Genomic DNA, 20,449 nt, shown 5'->3' with positions numbered 1-20,449 from the left:
GGTACTCCGAATATAAATAGAGCGCAGCCCTGTGCCCTAAAGGTATAAAAATTAAAACTGAACTAAAGCAAAACTAAATGGACAACCCATATAGAAACGAAAAATGCTCTGCGAACTGAGCCGCAGAACATTTGTATATAACTCAATTTTTTACGGTTAAAATTTAGAAGCTGGCGTTAACACCAACATAATAAGTACGGCCACGCTCGGCGTAATCGAACTCTTCAGACTCTTCTGCTAAGTCCACATCGGTTAAGTTTTTAATACCAAAATTGACCGATAGGCTGTCGCTGGCATCCCAAATACCGTGTGCATGGTATTGGGTGTACCCAGGCATTGTTACGTCACTATTAAGTTGTTCACCGAGGTATTCGGCTCTAAAACGGAACGACAAACCTGTATCGAGATCGGTCCAAGACACACTGCTGTTTACGGTTTGATCTGGGCGCTGCTCTAGCTCTTCACCCGTCGTTTTGTTCTCGGTGTCCAAATAGGCGTATGACACCTTGAACGCCCACTTTTCGGTAAGATCAACGTCGATTTCGGTTTCAATCCCACGGGTCATGGCCTGTTCGATGTTTTCGTAGGTTTTTAACTGCGGCTCGTCGCTGGTGTAATCAGCGTCGCCACTACAGTTGCTGACACAAACACTGTCGATAAGGTCATCGATTTCGTTGTAGTAAGCAGTAACCGCCACTGAGGCGCGGTTGCTCGAATAGGTGAGGTTTAGCTCATAGTTTTCGCTCGTCTCCGGGCTAACGTCGGCGTTACCCATATATTCATATTTCATGGTGCTAGAGGTAAAGCGATATTCAGGTGAAGACTGCTTTACGGTTGGCGCTCTAAAACCGTGGCTATAACCGCCTTTCATTAACCAGTTGTCGTTAATGGTGTAAACCAAGTACGCGCGCGGGCTTATCTCTGAACCAAAGTTTTCATGCTCATCCCAACGTAAACCAACCGTGGCGGTGAGGTTGTCGGATAATAACCATTCGTCTTGAGCAAAGGCGGCCAGAAATTGAATATCTTTTTTGCCGCCAGCAATATCGGGATGCTCAAGGGTTTCTTGTCTCAGTTCGGTGCCGACTAACATTTGATGTTGTGGGTTGATGTCGAAACCAATGCTGGCGTCTACAGTGCTATTTTTAAGCAGTTGTGGGTTAGACGGTGTCGAGCCGTTAGTACGGCTGTTAATTTGCTCCATCTGTGCATGGTAAGCACCTAGGTTGAGATCAAAGTTGTCGAATTGACCTTCGTAGCCAACGCTGTACATTGATTTATCAATGTCATAAGTGCTGAGGTATGACGCAGTGTTGAAAAAGCGCACTTCGTCAGTTAAACCAAAATCAACATTCAGTCGGTGATTTTCGCTTGGTAGGTAGCTGAGTCGGCCAAAGACATTTTGGCTTTCTTTGTCTTCTAGCTCACTAATGCTAGGATTTTCTTTTTCCATAACTTCGTCAGCTTGGCTGTAGGTATAGCTTAGCAGCATGCCTAAATTGTCTGACAACGGACCTGCTAAATGAACACTGCCATTGAGTTCATCACCACCATCACCTTCGGCAAAGCCGGTGCGAGCAGATACAGAGCCGCTCCACTGTTCTGGAATTGGCTTGGTGCGTACGTTTACCACGCCACCGAGTGCGTCAGAACCATATAGAGCCGATAAAGGACCACGTACCACTTCAATGCTTTCGACAGCGCTCATTGGTAGCCAGTTATACTGGAAATTAGAGTGACCAAACACATTGTCAGACCCTAACGTGCGGCGTCCATCAACTAAAAACATGGTTTTGTCGGAGTCCATACCGCGAATAGACATCGCTTGACGGCCACCAGTACTGCGGCCTTGAAAGGTGATACCGGGGGTTTGGCGAACGGCGTCCATGACATCTACAGACGTATTTAACTTAATGTCTTCTTTAGTTACAACAGACATCGATGCGGGGGCTTTTAAGAGTGAAACTCCAGATTTATTAGCAGTAACAACCATCACCTCCATTTCGTTTGTTGCGGTAGTAGGCTGATCTTCAGCAAATGCTCCTGCTGATAACCCCGTTGATACCGCTAGTGCTACAAGGCTTAATGCTCTGCCGCTGAATGCTTTGCTCATTTCCGTCGCCAATAGTGAACCCAAAAGTTGGCTGAATGGTAATTGTTATCATTAGCATTTGCAGTAGCTTGTGATATATCTGTGACTCAAGTCTCATAGAACCGTTATTCAATTGGCCACTGGCGGTATTTTCATCATGAAAATACCTTTTCTTGTATGGGGTTAGCGTGCTGACATGGATATTAAACGGCTATTTTTAAACCAAAATTGGAGTGTATGAGTAGCTGTTGTGGCTTTTAGGTGGTGAAGTGAGCTAATTTTTAAGTTTGGCTGCACATAGTAGGTGAGGGTTAGCGCATTAAAGTGTTGGTTATGGTTTGAGTTTGAGTGAGGTGGTTTTATACCCCGTATGCATCAGTAGTGCTTGATGCAGCCATTTGATGATGACAAGTTATATAAAGGGTTTGGTAGGCTACTGAAGCGGTGAGTTAACAAGCTTTAAGCCTGTTAACTCCGCAGTAAATTTAAAGGAGTTGGCGGTTTGCTACCAATAGCCCTTCTTAATTGGTGTCACTTAAAGCTGGCATTGCTTTAAAGGGGTGTAGCTAAAATCTTTATAGTGGCTCTGGCTCATGGGCACTGCAGGATCAAATTCGCCTGCCCATGCGGCTATGTCGTTACTGGTTGCCCAAATATTCATCATGGTCATCATGGTAGATTCGTCAGTTGTGGGCACATAAGGGTTAGTTTTAGCATTAACTTGGTGGACTAATAACCCGTCGACATACCATTTGATTTTACCGGCAGACCAGCGAATTGCATATCGATGAAAATCCAATGCAGCATCAAACTGAAGCGGGATCAGCAACGCATTTTTGCCCGCAGCCGGTTCACCATTACGCCAAAAGTTAATTTGCATAAAGTTAGTGTTATCACCCAAAAATTCAATATCAATTTCATGATGCTGCCCATTGCCATTGGGGGCTATATCATGTGGGCCAGCGTATAGAAAAAAACTGCTAATAACCCCAGAACGAGCCACAGGCTTCATGCTTATTTCGTAACAGCCATAACCACGATACGCTCGGCTACGAAATTCACCCGACACCCAATCTGGCGTATCAACGCTGCCTCGATTATTCAGCATTAATTGCATGCCGTTTGAGTTGTGGCTGATGGCATCAGCTTGCCAGCGACTAGCAAAAGGGTGGCCATTAAACCAGCCGTTACTTGGCCACCAATGTTCATAATCAAAGTGGGTTAGTGGGTCTGCAAAGCTTTGGCGGGAAGCCGGTTTGCGTTTGTTGCTGGTTTTTTTATTGGTGGTGTTAGGTGTGGTGCTCACTAAATCGATCTCCAGATTAACGCTGGACGGTGCTACCGAAATGGTTAGCGCTGGTTGTACGGGCTTAGCGTTTAGCAAGTTGTGATAACTCAGTAGCGTAAGCCCACACAGGCTTAGCGCAGAGCGCGCGACATTAGTTGCAGATAGATAATGCATATGATCTCCATCGCAATATCCATTTGCTTAAATTGTAGGGCAATCTTTAACTATAGTTGATGAAAAAAAATACGGAGTATATTTTAATCTGGCCAGCGCATTATATTGACTATTGCAGGCTGTGATTACGCTATGAGTTTGATATTAGAGTATATAAATATAATTCACTGGGCTGGCAAATTACTCGTACTGACAACATCGCCGTAGGTGGCGAGTTAATAACGAGTGTTTGGCTGTGTTGTTAATCAATGTATTCAAATCAACACACTGGTTTAGGTTATCATTAGCTGAGATGACATCGATTACAGAGGGTTGCAGGTGAGGCCATTAGATTTTAATTTGTTGCGAGTATTAGAAGTCCTGCTTGAAGAGCAGAGTGTTACCGCGGCTGCCGCGAGGCTCAATTTAAGTCAATCAGCGGTCAGTAAACAGTTGAGCAAGCTGCGAGAAACCTTCGACGATGCACTATTTGAGCGCACTGCCAGTGGCTTGAAAGCCACGCCACGGGCATTGCAACTTGCGCCAGAGTTACGTGAAGTACTGAGACAACTCGATCAATTTACCCGCCCCAGCACGTTTAACCCTGCAGATAGTCGACGCCGGTTTCGGATGCATTTAGTTGAAACGGCTTATTCACTCACATTTCCTCATTTTATGCCGCAAATGCTTAAATTGGCGCCTAAGGTACGTTTTAACAGCCAGACCTGGTCACATGACAGCATGGATCAACTCTTACGCTGCCAGATCGACCTAGCTATAACCTGTCGCGAATGGGATAAACGCTCGCTGCTGCACATGGATTACCTGCCTGAAGAGTTGGCATATGCCGAGATAACCCGCGATAAATCAGTCTGTTTAGTGAGGCGTGGTCACCCGCTGCTTGACGAGCCATGGAACCTCGATACCTTTTTAAAATACCGTCACTTACAAGTGGCTTTTGGTGGTTTAGAGCATTGGTTGCTAGATGATGTACTGGCGTTGGATCAGTTGTATCGAGATATCGCTGTAAATATGACGGACTTTACTGGTGCGCTTAAAACATGTGAAAACAGCGATTTGATCCTCTGCGCGCCAGAAAAATACATTACACATATGATGCCTGGCAATGAGCTCGTCTGTTTAGATGTACCAGTAGATGTCGAGCCGGGTGCTTACGTACTGGTTTGGCATAAACACTTTAACCTTGACCCCAGCCATAAATGGTTACGTGATTTAATCATTGACGGGGTGAATAAAGCGCAACCAAACTGGTAACGGTTTACTTTAAATAGCGTCTAAAAAGGCGCTAATCACCGGCTCGCTAATGCGCTTTTCGCGGCAGCAACAGCCAAGCTCAAACGCTGGGATCGCAATCGGAGACGACAGTAATTGAATACGGTCACGCACCGGACTGTTATTAAGTACCACTTCGGGAATGATACTAACGCCACACCCAAGTGCTACCATCGAGGTAATTGCCTCTTGCCCTGATACCTGCGCATAAATGTTAGGGGTTAACCCCAGTACCTTAAACCAATTGTCGATACGTTTTCGACCCGGCCCATGCTCTGGCATGATAAAGGGGAGACGATCCCACGGTATGTAAGATTCGGTTAATAGTGTTTGCACTTGGCAGCGAAAATTAGGCGCAATAATCGACAGTGGAATGTCATCTATTTTGGCAAAGTGTAAATTGTCTGGAAACGGGTCAGGCAGAGCGGCAATGGCAATGTCGGCACGATTATGACGAATTTCATTAACAGCATTTGCGGCATCACCTGTGGTAAGCGCAATTTCAACTAAAGGGTGTTCGCGCCTAAAGCGATCGAGCAAGCCCGGTAAGTGGCTGTATGCGGCGGTTACCGAACAATACAAATTGAGACGCCCCCTTAACAGGTCTTGTTTTGGGTCAATTTTGGTTTTTAGCTTGCCCCAATGGTCGAGTGTTAATTCGGCAAAGTGACGATACTCAACCCCAGCGCTGGTCAGGGTTACACTGCGATTATCTCGTTGAAATAGCTGCGCACCAACTTCCTCTTCTAGCCGCTGCATGGCACGGCTTAATGTCGACGGGCTGACATGCATCGCCTGTGCGGTGCGCGCAAAATGCAGGCTATCAGACAGATGTAAATAGAGTTTGATAGTGCGAATATCCAAATTAATTTCCCTCTGACGATAGTATTTTGCACTAGTTACTGTTAGGTGTGATGTTGTTTTGATGTTGCAATAAATGCAATGTCATGTTTCGAATATATCATTTTAAGCAACGAATGGCATGCGTTATAGTGAATTCAATCTCGCTGAGCTCGCAACTGAGTAGGCCCGTTTAAACATCCAGAATAAAGGTGGTATATCAGATGGCTAACTATTTTAACTCTCTGAATTTGCGTCAACAATTAGAACAGCTGGCTCAATGCCGCTTTATGGATCGTAGTGAGTTCAGCGAAGGCTGTAACCATATAAAAAATTGGAATATTGTTATTCTTGGTTGTGGCGCCCAAGGTCTAAACCAAGGGTTAAATATGCGTGATTCAGGGCTTAATATTTCATTCGCCCTTCGTGCCCAAGCAATTAGCGAAAAGCGTGAGTCATTCCAAAAAGCCACCGGTAATGGCTTCCGGGTTGGTACGATTGAGCAACTAATCCCTGATGCGGATTTGGTATTAAACCTAACCCCCGACAAGCAGCACACCAATGCGGTTAACACTGTTATGCCACTAATGAAACAAGGCGCGACCTTGTCTTATTCGCACGGTTTTAACATTGTGGAAGAAGGGATGCAGGTTCGCCCAGATATTACCGTAATTATGGTGGCCCCTAAGTGTCCGGGTACTGAAGTGCGTGAAGAATATAAGCGCGGGTTTGGGGTGCCGACCTTGATTGCCGTTCACCCTGAAAACGACCCTAAAGGCGATGGGTTTGAGATTGCCAAAGCCTATGCCAGCGCCACCGGTGGTGACCGAGCCGGCGTATTGCATTCATCATTCATTGCTGAAGTGAAGTCTGATCTAATGGGTGAGCAAACCATTTTATGTGGCATGTTACAAACCGGCGCTATTTTAGGTTACGAGAAAATGGTTGCTGACGGCATTGAGCCTGGCTACGCCGCCAAGCTTATTCAGCAAGGATGGGAGACCACGACCGAAGCGCTTAAGCACGGCGGAATTACCCATATGATGGATAGACTATCTAACCCAGCCAAGATTAAAGCGTTTGAAATGGCTGAAGAGTTAAAACAGATTTTGCAGCCATTATTTGAAAAGCACATGGACGACATCATCGGCGGCGAGTTCTCTAAAACCATGATGGAAGACTGGGCAAACGACGATGCTAACTTGCTTAAATGGCGCAACGAAACCAACGAAACCGCGTTTGAAAACGCACCATTAAGCGAAGAGCAAATTGACGAGCAAGCCTATTTTGATAAAGGCATTTTCTTAGTTGCAATGATTAAAGCAGGCGTTGAACTGGCGTTCGACACCATGGTTGCAGCAGGGATTGTTGAAGAGTCGGCTTACTATGAGTCATTACACGAAACACCACTTATTGCGAACACGATTGCCCGTAAGCGTTTGTATGAAATGAACGTGGTGATATCTGATACCGCAGAATACGGTTGTTACCTGTTTAACCATGCCGCAGTACCGCTACTGCGTGAGTATGTTGACAACATGTCGGCGGAGTACTTAGGTGGTGGACTAGCCGACACTGGCAATGGTGTTGATAACGTGCGCTTGATTGAGGTCAATGACGCTATCCGTAACACTTCGGTCGAGTTTATCGGAGCTGAACTGCGTGGCTATATGACTGAGATGCAACGCATCGTTGAAGAAGCTTAATTGAGGTGCGGCCTGCCACGTTCATTGTAGCAGGCCATATTGAGCAAGCTTGAGTAAGACGTCCAGCAACCTATTTTCAGTAAAACAATAACGATTAACACCTTAGTGGCAATACATAGTGGTGGCAGCCGGTGATAGCAACTCAAATATACTCGCGATATAAGCAAGGCTAATCAGTGGGTATTATTTGTAATAAAAAAGTTTTGATTGTGTTTTTTATTCGCTTTGTGGTACATCTTAATAGTGGTCAAAAAAATACTGATCACAACCGAATTTAAACAAAGCCCTCAATTAGGAATACACGTCGAGAATGTTTAACCAAGCTGCCCAAATTATTATTGTGATTATTACCGTGGTGATTATTAAATCGCAGCGGGGGCCGCGTATGCTAAATCGACACACCTAATTAGGTTTAAGATTGCAAAAACCCCCGCACCGAAAGGAGCGGGGGTTTTTTCGTTTAAAGAGCTAAGCAATAAACTGCAACGATCGTTTAGCAGTACTCAGCTACCACAAATTATGCAGCGGAGCGTCAACGAGATGGAACAACAGCAAAGTGAGCCAGAGCAGATGATACGAGGTGCCGACGCCGTGGTAAAAACCATTGCAGCACATGGCGTAAGCACGGTATTTGGGTATCCAGGTGGAGCCATTATGCCGATTTACGATGCCCTGTACGGCAGTACCGTAACGCATTTATTGAGCCGTCATGAACAAGGCGCAGCATTTGCCGCTGTAGGCTATGCCCGCGCCAGTGGTAAAACTGGAGTTTGCTTTGCCACTTCTGGCCCTGGAGCCACCAACTTGATGACCTCGTTGGCCGATGCCTTGCTTGATTCAGTGCCCGTGGTTGCCATTACAGGGCAGGTGTCGACGGCAGTGATTGGTACCGATGCTTTTCAAGAAATTGACGTATTAGGCATGTCGCTGTCGTGTACTAAACACAGCTTTATGGTCACCAGTGTAGAAGAGCTTGTGCCAACCCTATACCGCGCCTTTGAAATTGCCGCCTCTGGTCGCCCCGGCCCTGTGTTGGTCGACATTCCAAAAGATATACAAATCGCGTTAGTTGACTACCAAGCGCCACTATTACCCTCGGTTCAGGCCGAGCCTGAACACACTCAAGCCCAAATTGACGCCGCTAAAACGTTATTGGCGCAGGCCAAACAACCAATGCTGTATGTGGGTGGTGGTGTAGGCATGGCCAACGCCGTTGAACCATTAAGGCATTTTATCGCCGCAACGGGTATCCCCTCGGTTGCCACGCTTAAAGGTTTGGGGGCTATTGAATCTGACACCGCCGGTTACCTTGGCATGCTCGGTATGCATGGCTCAAAAGCGGCCAATTTAGCGGTACAAGAGTGCGATTTGCTAATTGTGGTCGGCGCTCGGTTTGATGACCGAGTGACGGGGCGACTTGCCTCGTTTGCTGAAAACGCCAAGGTGCTGCACCTAGATATTGATGCCGCCGAGCTAGGCAAATTAAGGCAGCCAGATGTAGCTATTGCCGGTGACTTACGGAAAATTCTGCCAGCGTTAGTGTTGGCTTCTAGTCAACCGATGCAAATTCAGCCGTGGCAAGCTGCAGTACAAACATTAAAACAACGACATCCGTGGCGTTATGACCGCCCCGGCGAGCTAATTTATGCTCCGGCAATGCTGAATCGGTTGGCTCAAAAATTACCAGAAGATAGCGTGGTAGCGTGTGATGTTGGCCAGCACCAAATGTGGGTCGCGCAGCATATGTACTTCCGTCGCCCCGAAGACCATCTTTCCAGTGCTGGGCTGGGCACGATGGGGTTTGGCTTGCCTGCCGCCATCGGCGCTAAAGTTGCCCGCCCCGATGCCATGGTCGTTGCGGTATCAGGTGATGGCTCATTTATGATGAATGTGCAGGAGCTGACCACGATAAAGCGTAAACGCCTAGCGGTGAAAATATTGCTGGTGGATAACCAAAAACTGGGCATGGTAAAACAGTGGCAGCAGTTGTTTTTTGAAGCGCGTTATAGCGAAACAGATCTGTCAGACAACCCAGACTTTGTCACTTTAGCCTCGGCGTTTGATATCCCTGGTCGCAATATCACCTTGGCGAATGAAGTGGAAGCTGGCTTAGATGAAATGCTAAATGCGCCTGGGCCTTTTTTACTGCATGTGTCGATAGACGATGCTCATAATGTTTGGCCATTAGTGCCGCCGGGCGCATCAAACCAAGACATGATGGAAGAAATGGAGAAGCAAACATGAGCCTCTACTCAGTCGTGATAAGCGTGCAGCAACAACCTGAAGTTTTAGAACGCGTGCTGCGGGTGGTGCGTCATCGGGGTTTTAAAGTCATGAGCCTTGCCATGCAGGTCAACGACAATCAGCACACCAGTATTGATATGTCAGTGCAAAGCGACAAAGACATTGGCTTGCTTACCAATCAAATAAACAAGTTAATTGATGTGCTTGACTGCCAAGTGTTGGCGAGTCAAAACAGCAAAATAACTGAATCTGCAAAGGGATAATACAATGGCCGCAAAAACAGCTGAATTAATTTGGTTCAACGGTGAAATGATGCCTTGGGGCGACGCTAAGGTGCATGTTATGTCCCATGCTTTGCATTACGGTACGTCAGTTTTTGAAGGTATTCGAGTGTACGACACTCCCACTGGCCCAGTCGGTTTTAGGCTTACGGAACATATTCAGCGCTTGTATGATTCCGCCAAAATTTACCGTATGCCGATCCCATATCAGTTTGATGAACTAATGCAAGCCTGCCGAGATGCGGTTTTAGCTAACGGGTTAAGCAGCGCCTATATTCGTCCGTTGGCATTTTATGGTGACATTGGTATGGGGATTACTCCGCCATCTGGGGCGCAGTGCGATGTGCTTGTCGCAGGGTTTCCATGGGGAGCATACTTGGGGGAAGACAGTATGGAAGCTGGAGTCGATGTAGCGATTACATCATGGAATCGCTTAGCTCCTAATACTATTCCTACCGGTGCTAAAGCAGGTGGTAACTACTTGTCATCATTACAAGTATCGACCGAAGCAAAGCGTAACGGGTTTGACGAAGGTATTGCCCTCGACACCAACGGTTTAGTCAGCGAAGCTGCCGGTGCTAACATTTTTGTCGTGAAGAAGAATAAAATCTACACACCGCCAGCCACTGCCGCTATTCTGATGGGGCTCACCCGCGACACGATAATGACCTTGGCACGTGACAAAGGCTATGAAGTGGTTGAAGAAAACATGTCGCGCGAATTTTTATATTTGGCAGACGAGATCTTTATGACCGGCACCGCCGCCGAAGTTGTACCTGTGCGCAGTGTTGACCGAATAGAGATCGGTGCCGGGAAACGCGGCGAAGTGACAGGCATTGTGCAGCAGAGTTTCTTTGGGCTATTTAATGGCGAAACCGAAGACCGCTGGGGCTGGTTAGAACCGCTCAAACAAGATTAACGTACAGATTGAACACGGTTTTAAATTCAGGCTTTTGCCGTGCAATAACATATAGCAAGTCGCTCGCAATAATAACAACATGAGTGAGCATTAACAGCCTCACTCACGAATGGCCTCTTTCAAAAAGGATGATAGCAATGCCAAAATTACGTTCAGCAACCAGTACCGAAGGCCGTAACATGGCAGGAGCACGTGCGCTTTGGCGTGCCACAGGTGTAAAAGAGGGCGACTTTGGTAAGCCAATTATTGCCATTTCAAACTCGTTTACTCAGTTTGTGCCGGGCCATGTCCATCTTAAAGACATGGGTTCTCTAGTCGCTGGCGCAATTGAAGAAGCTGGTGGTATTGCTAAAGAGTTCAACACTATCGCTGTTGATGACGGCATTGCCATGGGGCATGGCGGCATGCTTTACAGCCTGCCCTCAAGGGAGCTGATTGCCGACAGTGTTGAATACATGGTAAATGCGCACTGCGCCGATGCATTAGTGTGTATTTCTAACTGCGACAAAATCACTCCCGGCATGCTGATGGCGGCATTGCGATTAAATATTCCAGTGATATTTGTCTCAGGCGGGCCGATGGAAGCTGGCAAAACTAAGTTGTCTGATCAAATCATTAAGCTTGATTTGGTTGATGCCATGGTCGCGGGCGCCGATGAGCGCGTGTCTGATGCCGACAGCCAACAAATCGAGCGTAGTGCCTGCCCAACATGTGGTTCATGTTCTGGCATGTTTACAGCAAACTCAATGAACTGCTTAACCGAAGCTCTGGGTTTGTCATTGCCCGGTAATGGATCCATGCTGGCAACTCACTCTGACCGCCGCGAGCTATTTCTAGAAGCTGGCCGCCGCATTATGGACTTGGCAACCCGCTACTACCGTGATGACGATGAGTCAGCATTACCACGCAATATTGCTAACTTTAATGCGTTTGAAAATGCCATGACGCTCGATATCGCCATGGGTGGTTCAAGCAATACCGTATTGCATTTAATTGCTGCCGCAAGAGAAGCAGAAGTGGACTTTACAATGGCAGACATCGACCGCTTGTCTCGCTTAGTGCCGCACTTATGTAAAGTTGCACCATCAACGCCTAAATACCATATGGAAGATGTGCATCGTGCTGGTGGTGTGATGGGCATTTTAGGTGAACTTGACCGAGCAGGACTACTGCATAATGACGCTTATCATGTTGCCGGCAAAAACCTGGCCGAGGTGCTAGCAAAATACGATATTGCACAGAGCAAAGATGACGCAGTGCATCAATTTTTCTCGGCGGGCCCAGCGGGCATACCAACCACTAAAGCCTTTAGCCAAAGTTGCCGCTGGGACAGTGTCGATATTGACCGCAAAGGCGGCTGTATCCGTACCCGTGAATTTGCCTTTAGCCAAGAAGGCGGGCTGGCGGTGCTATCGGGTAATATTGCCGTTGATGGCTGTATTGTAAAAACCGCCGGCGTTGAAGTAGAAAATCACACCTTTATTGGTAGTGCTCGGGTTTATGAAAGCCAAGACGATGCCGTTGCAGGTATTTTAGGTGGTGAAGTCGTTGCTGGCGATGTAGTGGTTATTCGTTACGAAGGCCCTAAAGGTGGCCCAGGTATGCAAGAGATGCTTTACCCAACGAGCTACCTTAAGTCGCGTGGTTTAGGCACTCAATGCGCCCTTATTACTGATGGTCGTTTCTCTGGTGGTACTTCAGGCTTATCTATTGGTCATGTCTCGCCCGAAGCGGCTGCAGGTGGCGTGATAGGTTTGGTCAAAACCGGCGACAGCATAGAAATTGATATCCCAGCGCGATCAATAAAGCTAGCGGTAAGCGACGTTGAACTAGCCGCCCGCCGCACTGCAATGGACGCATTAGGAGCCGATGCATGGAAACCGCTAGGGCGTGTTAGGCAAGTGTCGATGGCGCTAAAAGCTTATGCATTATTAGCGACCAGTGCTGATAAAGGTGCTGTACGCGACACGAGCAAATTGGTTTAATTGAATTAACCGCTTAAAGGGATAGTTTATGTTGGCTTTAGCAACACAATCGCAGCTAGATTTAGCGCATTACTATTTGCAGAAAATACTGTTGTCGTCAGTTTACGATGTAGCCAAAGTCACCCCGCTTTCTAGCTTAAATAAGTTGTCAGCCCGTTTAGGTTGCCAAGTGTTTTTAAAGCGTGAAGACATGCAACCGGTGCACTCATTTAAGCTTCGGGGCGCTTACAACAAAATGTCGGAGCTGACTGCCGAGCAATGTTTAAGCGGCGTCGTGTGCGCATCGGCTGGCAACCATGCCCAAGGCGTGGCAATGTCAGCAGCGGCGCGGGGCATAAGTGCGGTGATTGTTATGCCAGAAACCACCCCCGATATTAAGGTTGATGCCGTAAGGCGCTTAGGTGGTGAAGTGGTATTACACGGGCAGGCGTTTGATCAGGCCAGTGCCTATGCGCAAACGCTCGCGACCAGCGAGGGCCGAGTTTATATCGCTCCGTTTGACGACCAAGCCGTGATCGCAGGCCAAGGCACGATTGCGCAAGAAATGGTGCAACAACAGCGCGACCTCGAAGTGATTTTTGTGCCTGTCGGTGGTGGCGGGTTAATTGCGGGTATTGCCGCTTATTACAAAGCGGTGCGGCCGCAAGTGAAAATTATAGGTGTTGAACCAGAAGACTCTGCATGCCTTAAAGCGGCGTTAGATGCCGATGAGCGAGTGGTATTGCCACAAGTTGGTTTGTTTGCTGACGGCGTCGCAGTAAAGCAAATTGGTGCTGAGCCCTTTAAAGTGGCACGGCAATACGTGGACGACGTTATTACTGTGACCTCCGATGAAATTTGTGCAGCGGTCAAAGATATTTTTGAAGACACCCGCGCAATAGCAGAACCTGCTGGCGCACTGTCGCTCGCAGGACTTAAAAAATATGTCGGCAATCATGGTCAAGGCGAAAAACTCAGCGCAATTTTAAGTGGGGCTAACGTTAATTTTCACAGCTTACGTTATGTGTCAGAGCGGTGTGAATTGGGTGAGCAAAAAGAAGCGGTACTGGCGGTAAAAGTGCCAGAGCGCCCGGGGATCTTCCTACGTTTTTGTGAGTTACTAGGGCAGCGCGCCATGACCGAGTTTAACTACCGTTTTAGTAGCCGAGACAAAGCTGTAGTGTTTGCGGGTATTCGCATCAGCCAAGGTCAAAGTGAGCTTAATGATATTATTGCTAATCTGGAGTCCGAAGGCTTTGAAGTGCAAGACTTGTCGCATGACGAAACCGCAAAATTACATGTGCGCTATATGGTTGGTGGGCACCCTCCAGAGCCGTTAGAGGAGCGTTTATTTAGTTTTGAGTTTCCAGAACATCCTGGTGCACTGTTTAAGTTTTTGACCACCTTGCAAAGTAAGTGGAATATTAGCTTATTTCATTACCGTAACCATGGCGCTGCGTATGGACGAGTGTTAGCCGGTTTTGAAGTGCCTGCATCTGACCACCTAGCATTTCAGCAGTTTTTAACCGAACTAGGCTTTATTTACCAAGAAGAAACTAGCAGCCCTGCCTACAAACTGTTTCTTGAGAACCAACCTTAGTTGCAGGTTACGACAATCAATAGGGCGCTTAGGCGCCCTTTTTTACGAAACGCTCGCAGATATATAGAGTTAAGTCACGTTTTGTAATAAAATCGTGAACGAAATAACACTAATAATTAACCTGAGTTTTAGTGTAAAGCGGTTTAAACCAAAATTAACGGTATAACGGCTGTTGTTAGGCACGATGCCAGCATCATTGTGGTTATTGACGCGGTAATACCACTCGCTGAATACTTGAACAGGCTAAATACTGAAACTGCAGTAATCGTAGGGATTGTTGTATAAGCATAATAAAAAGCAGTTCAATTTTAACTCTACTTAAGTTTTGTTTTAAGGAAATAACATGTTAATTGCACCCTATAGCGAATCGTTCAATCCACCACGCAGAACGTTAATGGGCCCAGGGCCATCAGACGTTTACCCTGAAGTTTTAGCGGCGCAAGCTAAACCAACAATTGGCCACCTTGATCCAGTATTTGTGGCCATGATGGACGAGCTAAAAGCGCTGATCCAATATGCATTTCAAACTACCAACGCCATGACCTTAGCTGTGTCTGCCCCCGGTAGTGCTGGCATGGAAACCTGCTTTGTTAACTTGGTTGAACCGGGCGAGAAAGTGATTGTATGCCGTAATGGGGTATTTGGTGAGCGTATGCGCCAAAACGTTGAGCGTGTTGGTGCTATTGCAGTTGTGGTTGATAATGAATGGGGTGAAGCGGTTAATGTTGACGCCGTCGCTACCGCGTTAGCGGCTAACCCAGACGCTAAGTTTTTAGCCTTTGTGCATGCCGAAACCTCAACCGGCGCATTATCTGATGCCAAAGCATTGTGCGCGCTCGCCAAGCAGCATGATTGTATCTCAATAGTGGACGCCGTAACGTCATTAGGCGGGGTTGAACTTAGGGTTGATGAGTGGGGTATTGATGCGATTTATTCCGGTAGCCAAAAATGCTTGTCTTGTGTGCCGGGTTTATCGCCTGTGTCGTTTTCTCCGGCAGCCGTTGAGAAAATGAAAGCACGTAAAACACCTGTGCAGAGTTGGTTTCTCGACCAAACGTTGGTGATGGGGTACTGGACTGGAGAGGCCAGTGGTAAACGTAGTTACCACCATACAGCTCCTGTTAACGCGCTGTATGCATTGCATGAATCGCTGCGCTTATTGTCTATTGAAGGGCTAGAACATGCGTGGCAAAGGCATGCTGATATGCATCAGGTTTTGCGTCATGGTTTAGAGGCATTAGGGCTTAAGTTTGTCGTAACCGAAGCCGACAGATTGCCGCAACTTAATGCGGTGTATATTCCAGACGGAATTGATGACGCCAAAGTGCGTAAGCAGTTGTTAGAAAACTATAACTTAGAAATTGGTGCTGGCCTTGGCGCATTAGCTGGTAAAGCATGGCGCATTGGTTTGATGGGCTACGCTGCCCGCCGCGAAAATGTAGCGTTATGCCTTAAAGCATTAGAGGAAGTGTTAGCTTAACGCTTTGTTAAGTTATTTTTTATCCGCAAAGGCCGCTCAAGAGAGCGGCCTTTTTATTGATTAGGTTTAGTTGGATCTACAGCGTATTAGTTGCTAATTGCAGCCCACCAATGAGTTGTTTCATGGATCTCATTGACTGCGATAAGCTCGCCCATCTTAGGGGTAACGATTTCTACATTTGCAGCACTGGCAAGCTGAGCTATTTGATTTAATGGGTCATACCAACTGTGAAACGCCAGATCGAAGGTGCCATTATGAATAGGCATCATCTTCTTTCCCTGTAAATCAATATGCGCTTGCAAGCTTTGTGCTGGCGTCATATGAATTGTTGCCCAATCCTTGTCATAGGCGCCAGTTTCAACCATGGTTAAGTCAAATGGACCAAAGCGTTCACCGATCTGCTTGAAGCCATCAAAGTAGCCTGAGTCACCGCTGAAATACAGTGAACTGCTGTTAGACTTGATTACATAAGACGCCCATAAGGTTTCATTTTTATCAAACAGGCCACGACCAGAGAAATGTTGCGTTGGTGTGGCGGTGATAGTCACATTAGCCAGCTTAAATGTCTGCCACCAATCCAGTGGGTGAATATGCTCGCTAATGACTCCCCAATCTTTAAGGTGTTTATCAACTCCTAGTGGCACAACAAAATGACTTACGCTAGTGGCGAGCTGTTTTATGCTAGCTTTGTCTAAGTGATCGTAATGATCATGACTGATGATCACTCCATCTATCTCTGGCAGGTCTGCCAGTGCGATAGGAGGCTGGTGGAAACGCTTAGGCCCAGCAAAACTAAATGGCGAAGCACGCTCACTAAAAACAGGATCGATGAGCCAGCGCTGGCCATTTACTTGTAAAAAGATACTTGAGTGACCGAGGCGAATCACACTGTCTTGGTTTTTGGGTAATTGACTCAGCTGCTCAGCTGTTACCGCGATAACAGGAATGCTGTTATTGGGCGTCGCATCCACTCGGGTCTCGGTGATATAGCGCTTAAGCAGCGGTAATATGGCGGTATCGTCATTAAACGTCGGACTGGTATTGATATAACCACCTTTTGCTTTATGGTGCGTTAGTTGCTCAGTGGCATTAACGTCACTGGGATTATTTGCTGATTTGCACACTGTCGTTGCCAACATGACGCCTCCGATAGATAACAAGATAGAGATGATGAGTTTCATAGTGACCATACTTAAGTAAACTATACGGTGTAGTTTACTCGTTTGTTTTGAAAAGTAAACTGATGAGTGTAAAATGAGAGGGTGAACACTAGCTGCTATTAATTAAGGCTCTGAAAGGTATGGATAAAAAATTAACTCGTACAGAAATAAAACATAAAGCAGTCATTAATGCGTCGATAGCAGAGTTTAAAGCCAAGGGTTTTAGAGCAACGAGCATGGATGATATTGCTAAGCGTGCAGCGGTTTCTAAGCGAACGGTGTATAACCATTTTGCCAGTAAAGAAGTGTTATTTGGCGCAATTATGCAAGAGATGTTAGCGATGATGCGGGCATTTGAAGACGTCCCTTTTTGCGCCAGCAGTTCGTTAGAGTCACAGTTGACCTTATTGGCTAGGCATGAGGTTACCATGCTGCAAGCAGAGGGGATGATTTCAACCTCTAAGGTGATTATTGCTGAAGCGATTCACTCACCGGAATTGATAGCCGATGCGATGGAGCAGATGAGTAAGCAAGAGTCACCCATGGCGAGTTGGTTTGATGCAGCCATTGCAGCTGGTGCAATAAAGGCCAAAAGTTCAGAGATGCTCGTGACTCAGTTTACCGCAGTAATTAAAGCGCACTGTTTCTGGCCACAGCTCATCCAAAATGCGCCGTTTCCAGATGATGCAAAAACTGCAGAGATTGTTGATACCGCAGTGGAGATGATCATTAAGCAGTATGGCGTTTAATGAGCTGGTTGCTTGCCGCTGGTGGAGTACTATTTTGACTTTAAATCGTTATCTTCAAGCAAAGGATATTCTGATTGCCGGCGGTAGGTGTATGTGTAGCGATCGCAGTGATACGCTGCCAATCCGCCCATGGAAGCTCGGTTGAGACATCATGTAATAGACGCTCGCGGCCGCATCTGCACAGGGTTAGAAAAGCAAAACTTTTCTAACAAGCGACGACTTTGCTAACGGGTAACATCATGTCCCACCGGAGTAGCCAAAGTATGTTGAAGCCTGTTTGTAAGTCAAAGTCCGTAATGCCCACTCGGACGTTACTTGGGTTATTTATTGTAATTTAGGTAAGCCGAACCCGGCCTAGTTCTGTTGGTATAAAAACAAAAAATCCCCGCATATAGCGGGGATTAATAAAGTAATCTCAAAAACGTTATTTGCTAAAAAGCTGCATGATGATCACGATAATCAATAGCGGACAAACAAACTTCACGTAGGCTGGCCATAGCTTCCAAAACAGGCTGTCGGTTTTAACCCCGTCTTGCGCGGCAATGGTGCTGATAAGTTTATTGCGGTTCCACATCCAGCCTAAGTATATGGCAATCCCCAAGGCGATAAGCGGCTGAGCGCGCTCTGTGGTTAGGGTGATCATAAAGCCAAACAATGCGCTGAAGTTAAACACTACCAACATGGATAATAGCGCTATAACTGTACCTACCACTAGGGTGGCTTTATCACGGCTCATTGATGTTTTTTCGACAATGTAGCTGGTCGGAACTTCAACGATTGAAATAGCCGATGTTAAGCCGGCAATGGTCATCAACATAAAGAAGATTATCGCCAGTAAGTACTGGCTCACGCCGCCTAAGGTGTCAAATAAAGCGGGTAAAACGGTAAACACTAAGGTGTCGGAGTTAAGTAAACTGCCGTCTTCTGCAAATATTTGTACGCCGTTATGCTGTGCAACATACATGGCTGGTATCACCATTAATGCCGCTAAAAACGCAACGCTGGTGTCGGTTAGCGTGACATAGGCGGTCAGTTGGCCAAGGTTTTCTTTTTGGCTTAAATACGCACCATATACCATCATCGCACCAGTACCTATGGTGAGCGAGAAGAAGGTTTGACCTAGTGCGCCAACTAGTACGTCGGCTTCAAAAACACGGCTAAAGTCAGGTTTTAGTAGTACTTCTACACCTTGCATCGCGCCTGGCTGCGTTAAAATATAACCAACACCGGCAATTAATATCAGCAGTAACATGGGCATTAGTCGCTTTGACCAACGCTCTATTCCTTGCTGCACGCCTTGGCGGATCACTAAAACCACCATGGCAATGAAGATAAGTGTGAACACTAAATTGCGCGACAATGAAAAGTCCATTAACCATGAAGATGCGTCGGCTTGTCCTGCCATTTCGGCAACAGGAGCCAGTGCAAAACTAACAAACCAGCCCGACAAAACGCTGTAAAATGTACAAATGAGAGTCGCGGTAATAATGGATACAAAACCAATCGCTTTACCGATTTTTTTGCCGATAGGGTTGTCAGCCACCTTGGCCATGGCGTCGGCTGGGTTTGTTTGTCCGTGACGGCCAATCATTAGCTCGGCGAGTAGCATTGGGTAACCAAGTAACAAAATTAAAAACAGGTAAACCAGCAAGAATGCGCCGCCACCATGGGTCGCTGCTTGTGTGGGAAACCCCCAAATATTACCAACGCCTACAGCACTACCTGCTGCGGCCATAATAAAGCCGATTCTAGAGCCAAAATGCCCTTGTGTTACTGCGCTCATAAATACTCTCAAACCAATAGAAGTGCGCGCATAATAAAGTGTTAACTGGTGAGGTCAACGCACAAAAGCTGCGTCTAAGCTCGCTAGTAAAGTGTTTTATTGCTTAATTGGTTCTTAATTTGGGGGTTGTGGTGGTTTTAGAAGGTTTTTATGAATACATGTTGCGTAGGTAGGGGTAGGTTCTAGTCGCAGCGCAATATAATCATTTACTGAATTATTAATAAAATGCGACTTACCCCACATAATGCGCGTGGGGTAGGTAATGCATTTAAACGCAGGTTTGGATCGGCGCAGCTTAGTTTGCTGACGGTGGTAACGGGATTTGGGTTTGGTTTTTAACCTGCTTAAGGACAAAGCTGGAGTGTACGCCGGCTATTTGCTCGTTGGTGGTGAGCTTGTCGAGTAGAAAAACCTTAAAGGCGTGCATGTCTTTGACCAGTACTTTTAATTGGTAATCGGCGTCACTGCCGGTGAGCAGGCAACATTCTTGAACTTCATCGTAAGAGGCTATTTTAGCTTCGAAACCTTCTAAAATCTCACTGGTATGCTTTTCTAGGCGCACTTGAATGTAGGCGGTAAGCGCAAGGTCAAAGTGTGCCGGGCTTAATAAAGTGGCATATCCTGCAATATACCCGGCTTCTTCTAATGCTTTTACTCTGCGTGAGCAAGGTGATGGCGATAAGCCGACTTTCTCGGCTAATTCTTGGTTAGACAGCTTGCCATACTGCTGCACTAATTTAAGAATGTGCAGATCAATTTTGTCTAATTGCAGGTCGGCCATTGGGGTCTCTTTTAAAGTCAGGTGTCAGTAGGCAGCATACCGATATTTTATTGAAGTTCAAGCGACAGGGCGCAATGGTAAGCATTGGTTATCAATATGTTGTGCTGGTTGATACT

General features: G+C 46.6%; 15 protein-coding genes. 9 read left to right on the top strand and 6 right to left on the bottom strand.

Features of this window, described 5'->3' with window-relative positions; all coding sequences use genetic code 11:
• Window positions 1-163: 163 nt before the first annotated feature.
• Both RGE70_RS16580 and RGE70_RS16575 read right to left on the bottom strand, forming a co-directional pair.
• Complete coding sequence (locus RGE70_RS16580) at window positions 164-2,113, bottom strand: TonB-dependent receptor domain-containing protein (protein WP_310472544.1); 1,950 nt, start codon at window positions 2,111-2,113, stop codon at window positions 164-166.
• A 514-nt stretch (window positions 2,114-2,627) separates the two neighbouring features.
• Entirely contained in the window at window positions 2,628-3,554 is a 927-nt protein-coding gene (locus RGE70_RS16575; RefSeq protein ID WP_310472543.1) for a family 16 glycosylhydrolase, read from the bottom strand.
• Between the two features lie 318 nt (window positions 3,555-3,872).
• On the opposite strand from RGE70_RS16575, the gene RGE70_RS16570 reads away from it, so the two are divergent.
• A complete protein-coding gene (locus RGE70_RS16570) occupies window positions 3,873-4,808 on the top strand; it encodes a LysR family transcriptional regulator (protein ID WP_310472542.1) in 936 nt (311 codons plus the stop codon).
• 9 nt (window positions 4,809-4,817) lie between these two features.
• Here RGE70_RS16570 and ilvY read toward each other — a convergent pair whose 3' ends face one another.
• Window positions 4,818-5,690 carry an HTH-type transcriptional activator IlvY gene (gene ilvY, locus RGE70_RS16565; protein ID WP_310472541.1) on the bottom strand — a complete coding sequence of 291 codons (873 nt, stop codon included), beginning with the start codon at window positions 5,688-5,690 and terminating at the stop codon, window positions 4,818-4,820.
• A 200-nt stretch (window positions 5,691-5,890) separates the two neighbouring features.
• On the opposite strand from ilvY, the gene ilvC reads away from it, so the two are divergent.
• From ilvC to RGE70_RS16530, 7 genes are all read left to right on the top strand, one after another.
• Window positions 5,891-7,372: a ketol-acid reductoisomerase gene (gene ilvC, locus RGE70_RS16560; protein ID WP_310472540.1), complete on the top strand. Its 1,482-nt coding sequence runs from the start codon at window positions 5,891-5,893 to the stop codon at window positions 7,370-7,372.
• 540 nt (window positions 7,373-7,912) lie between these two features.
• The gene (ilvG, locus tag RGE70_RS16555) at window positions 7,913-9,616 is read left to right on the top strand and encodes an acetolactate synthase 2 catalytic subunit (protein WP_310472539.1); all 1,704 of its coding nucleotides are present in this window, start codon (window positions 7,913-7,915) and stop codon (window positions 9,614-9,616) included.
• Window positions 9,613-9,879 carry an acetolactate synthase 2 small subunit gene (gene ilvM / locus RGE70_RS16550; RefSeq protein ID WP_310472538.1) on the top strand — a complete coding sequence of 89 codons (267 nt, stop codon included), beginning with the start codon at window positions 9,613-9,615 and terminating at the stop codon, window positions 9,877-9,879. The genes ilvG and ilvM overlap by 4 nt, the downstream gene beginning before the upstream one ends.
• A 4-nt stretch (window positions 9,880-9,883) precedes the next feature.
• Window positions 9,884-10,816, top strand: coding sequence for a branched-chain amino acid transaminase (locus RGE70_RS16545; RefSeq protein WP_310472537.1), 933 nt, complete (start codon window positions 9,884-9,886; stop codon window positions 10,814-10,816).
• Between the two features lie 137 nt (window positions 10,817-10,953).
• Window positions 10,954-12,801, top strand: a complete 1,848-nt coding sequence (ilvD, locus tag RGE70_RS16540; protein WP_310472536.1) for a dihydroxy-acid dehydratase — start codon at window positions 10,954-10,956, stop codon at window positions 12,799-12,801.
• Between the two features lie 28 nt (window positions 12,802-12,829).
• On the top strand, window positions 12,830-14,380 hold the full coding sequence (ilvA, locus tag RGE70_RS16535) for a threonine ammonia-lyase, biosynthetic (RefSeq protein ID WP_310472535.1): 1,551 nt from the start codon (window positions 12,830-12,832) through the stop codon (window positions 14,378-14,380).
• A 343-nt stretch (window positions 14,381-14,723) separates the two neighbouring features.
• Window positions 14,724-15,860 carry a pyridoxal-phosphate-dependent aminotransferase family protein gene (locus RGE70_RS16530; RefSeq protein WP_310472534.1) on the top strand — a complete coding sequence of 379 codons (1,137 nt, stop codon included), beginning with the start codon at window positions 14,724-14,726 and terminating at the stop codon, window positions 15,858-15,860.
• Window positions 15,861-15,946: 86 nt separating this feature from the next.
• On the opposite strand, the gene RGE70_RS16525 is transcribed toward RGE70_RS16530, so the two are convergent.
• A complete protein-coding gene (locus RGE70_RS16525) occupies window positions 15,947-17,041 on the bottom strand; it encodes an MBL fold metallo-hydrolase (RefSeq protein WP_310472533.1) in 1,095 nt (364 codons plus the stop codon).
• A 119-nt stretch (window positions 17,042-17,160) separates the two neighbouring features.
• Here RGE70_RS16525 and RGE70_RS16520 point away from each other — a divergent pair, with 119 nt between their 5' ends.
• Window positions 17,161-17,769 carry a TetR/AcrR family transcriptional regulator gene (locus tag RGE70_RS16520; RefSeq protein ID WP_310472532.1) on the top strand — a complete coding sequence of 203 codons (609 nt, stop codon included), beginning with the start codon at window positions 17,161-17,163 and terminating at the stop codon, window positions 17,767-17,769.
• A 424-nt stretch (window positions 17,770-18,193) separates the two neighbouring features.
• Here RGE70_RS16520 and RGE70_RS16515 read toward each other — a convergent pair whose 3' ends face one another.
• Window positions 18,194-19,552, bottom strand: coding sequence for a sodium-dependent transporter (locus tag RGE70_RS16515; protein WP_310472531.1), 1,359 nt, complete (start codon window positions 19,550-19,552; stop codon window positions 18,194-18,196).
• A 295-nt stretch (window positions 19,553-19,847) separates the two neighbouring features.
• Window positions 19,848-20,333 carry an Lrp/AsnC family transcriptional regulator gene (locus RGE70_RS16510; RefSeq protein WP_310472530.1) on the bottom strand — a complete coding sequence of 162 codons (486 nt, stop codon included), beginning with the start codon at window positions 20,331-20,333 and terminating at the stop codon, window positions 19,848-19,850.
• Window positions 20,334-20,449: the final 116 nt, after the last annotated feature.

Source organism: Shewanella youngdeokensis (assembly GCF_033180165.1).
Classification (GTDB): Bacteria; Pseudomonadota; Gammaproteobacteria; order Enterobacterales; family Shewanellaceae; genus Shewanella; species Shewanella youngdeokensis.
This window is presented reverse-complemented; position numbering and strand designations above follow the sequence as displayed.

Excerpts from the sequence above, each read along its gene's own strand:
- ilvG (WP_310472539.1), top strand. The coding sequence starts at position 7,913 with ATGGAACAACAGCAAAGTGAGCCAGAGCAGATGATACGAGGTGCCGAC.
- ilvA (WP_310472535.1), top strand. The coding sequence starts at position 12,830 with ATGTTGGCTTTAGCAACACAATCGCAGCTAGATTTAGCGCATTACTAT.
- RGE70_RS16510 (WP_310472530.1), bottom strand. The coding sequence starts at position 20,333 with ATGGCCGACCTGCAATTAGACAAAATTGATCTGCACATTCTTAAATTA.
- RGE70_RS16530 (WP_310472534.1), top strand. The coding sequence starts at position 14,724 with ATGTTAATTGCACCCTATAGCGAATCGTTCAATCCACCACGCAGAACG.
- ilvD (WP_310472536.1), top strand. The coding sequence starts at position 10,954 with ATGCCAAAATTACGTTCAGCAACCAGTACCGAAGGCCGTAACATGGCA.
- RGE70_RS16580 (WP_310472544.1), bottom strand. The coding sequence starts at position 2,113 with ATGAGCAAAGCATTCAGCGGCAGAGCATTAAGCCTTGTAGCACTAGCG.
- ilvC (WP_310472540.1), top strand. The coding sequence starts at position 5,891 with ATGGCTAACTATTTTAACTCTCTGAATTTGCGTCAACAATTAGAACAG.
- RGE70_RS16575 (WP_310472543.1), bottom strand. The coding sequence starts at position 3,554 with ATGCATTATCTATCTGCAACTAATGTCGCGCGCTCTGCGCTAAGCCTG.
- RGE70_RS16545 (WP_310472537.1), top strand. The coding sequence starts at position 9,884 with ATGGCCGCAAAAACAGCTGAATTAATTTGGTTCAACGGTGAAATGATG.
- RGE70_RS16515 (WP_310472531.1), bottom strand. The coding sequence starts at position 19,552 with ATGAGCGCAGTAACACAAGGGCATTTTGGCTCTAGAATCGGCTTTATT.
- RGE70_RS16525 (WP_310472533.1), bottom strand. The coding sequence starts at position 17,041 with ATGAAACTCATCATCTCTATCTTGTTATCTATCGGAGGCGTCATGTTG.
- ilvM (WP_310472538.1), top strand. The coding sequence starts at position 9,613 with ATGAGCCTCTACTCAGTCGTGATAAGCGTGCAGCAACAACCTGAAGTT.
- RGE70_RS16520 (WP_310472532.1), top strand. The coding sequence starts at position 17,161 with ATGGATAAAAAATTAACTCGTACAGAAATAAAACATAAAGCAGTCATT.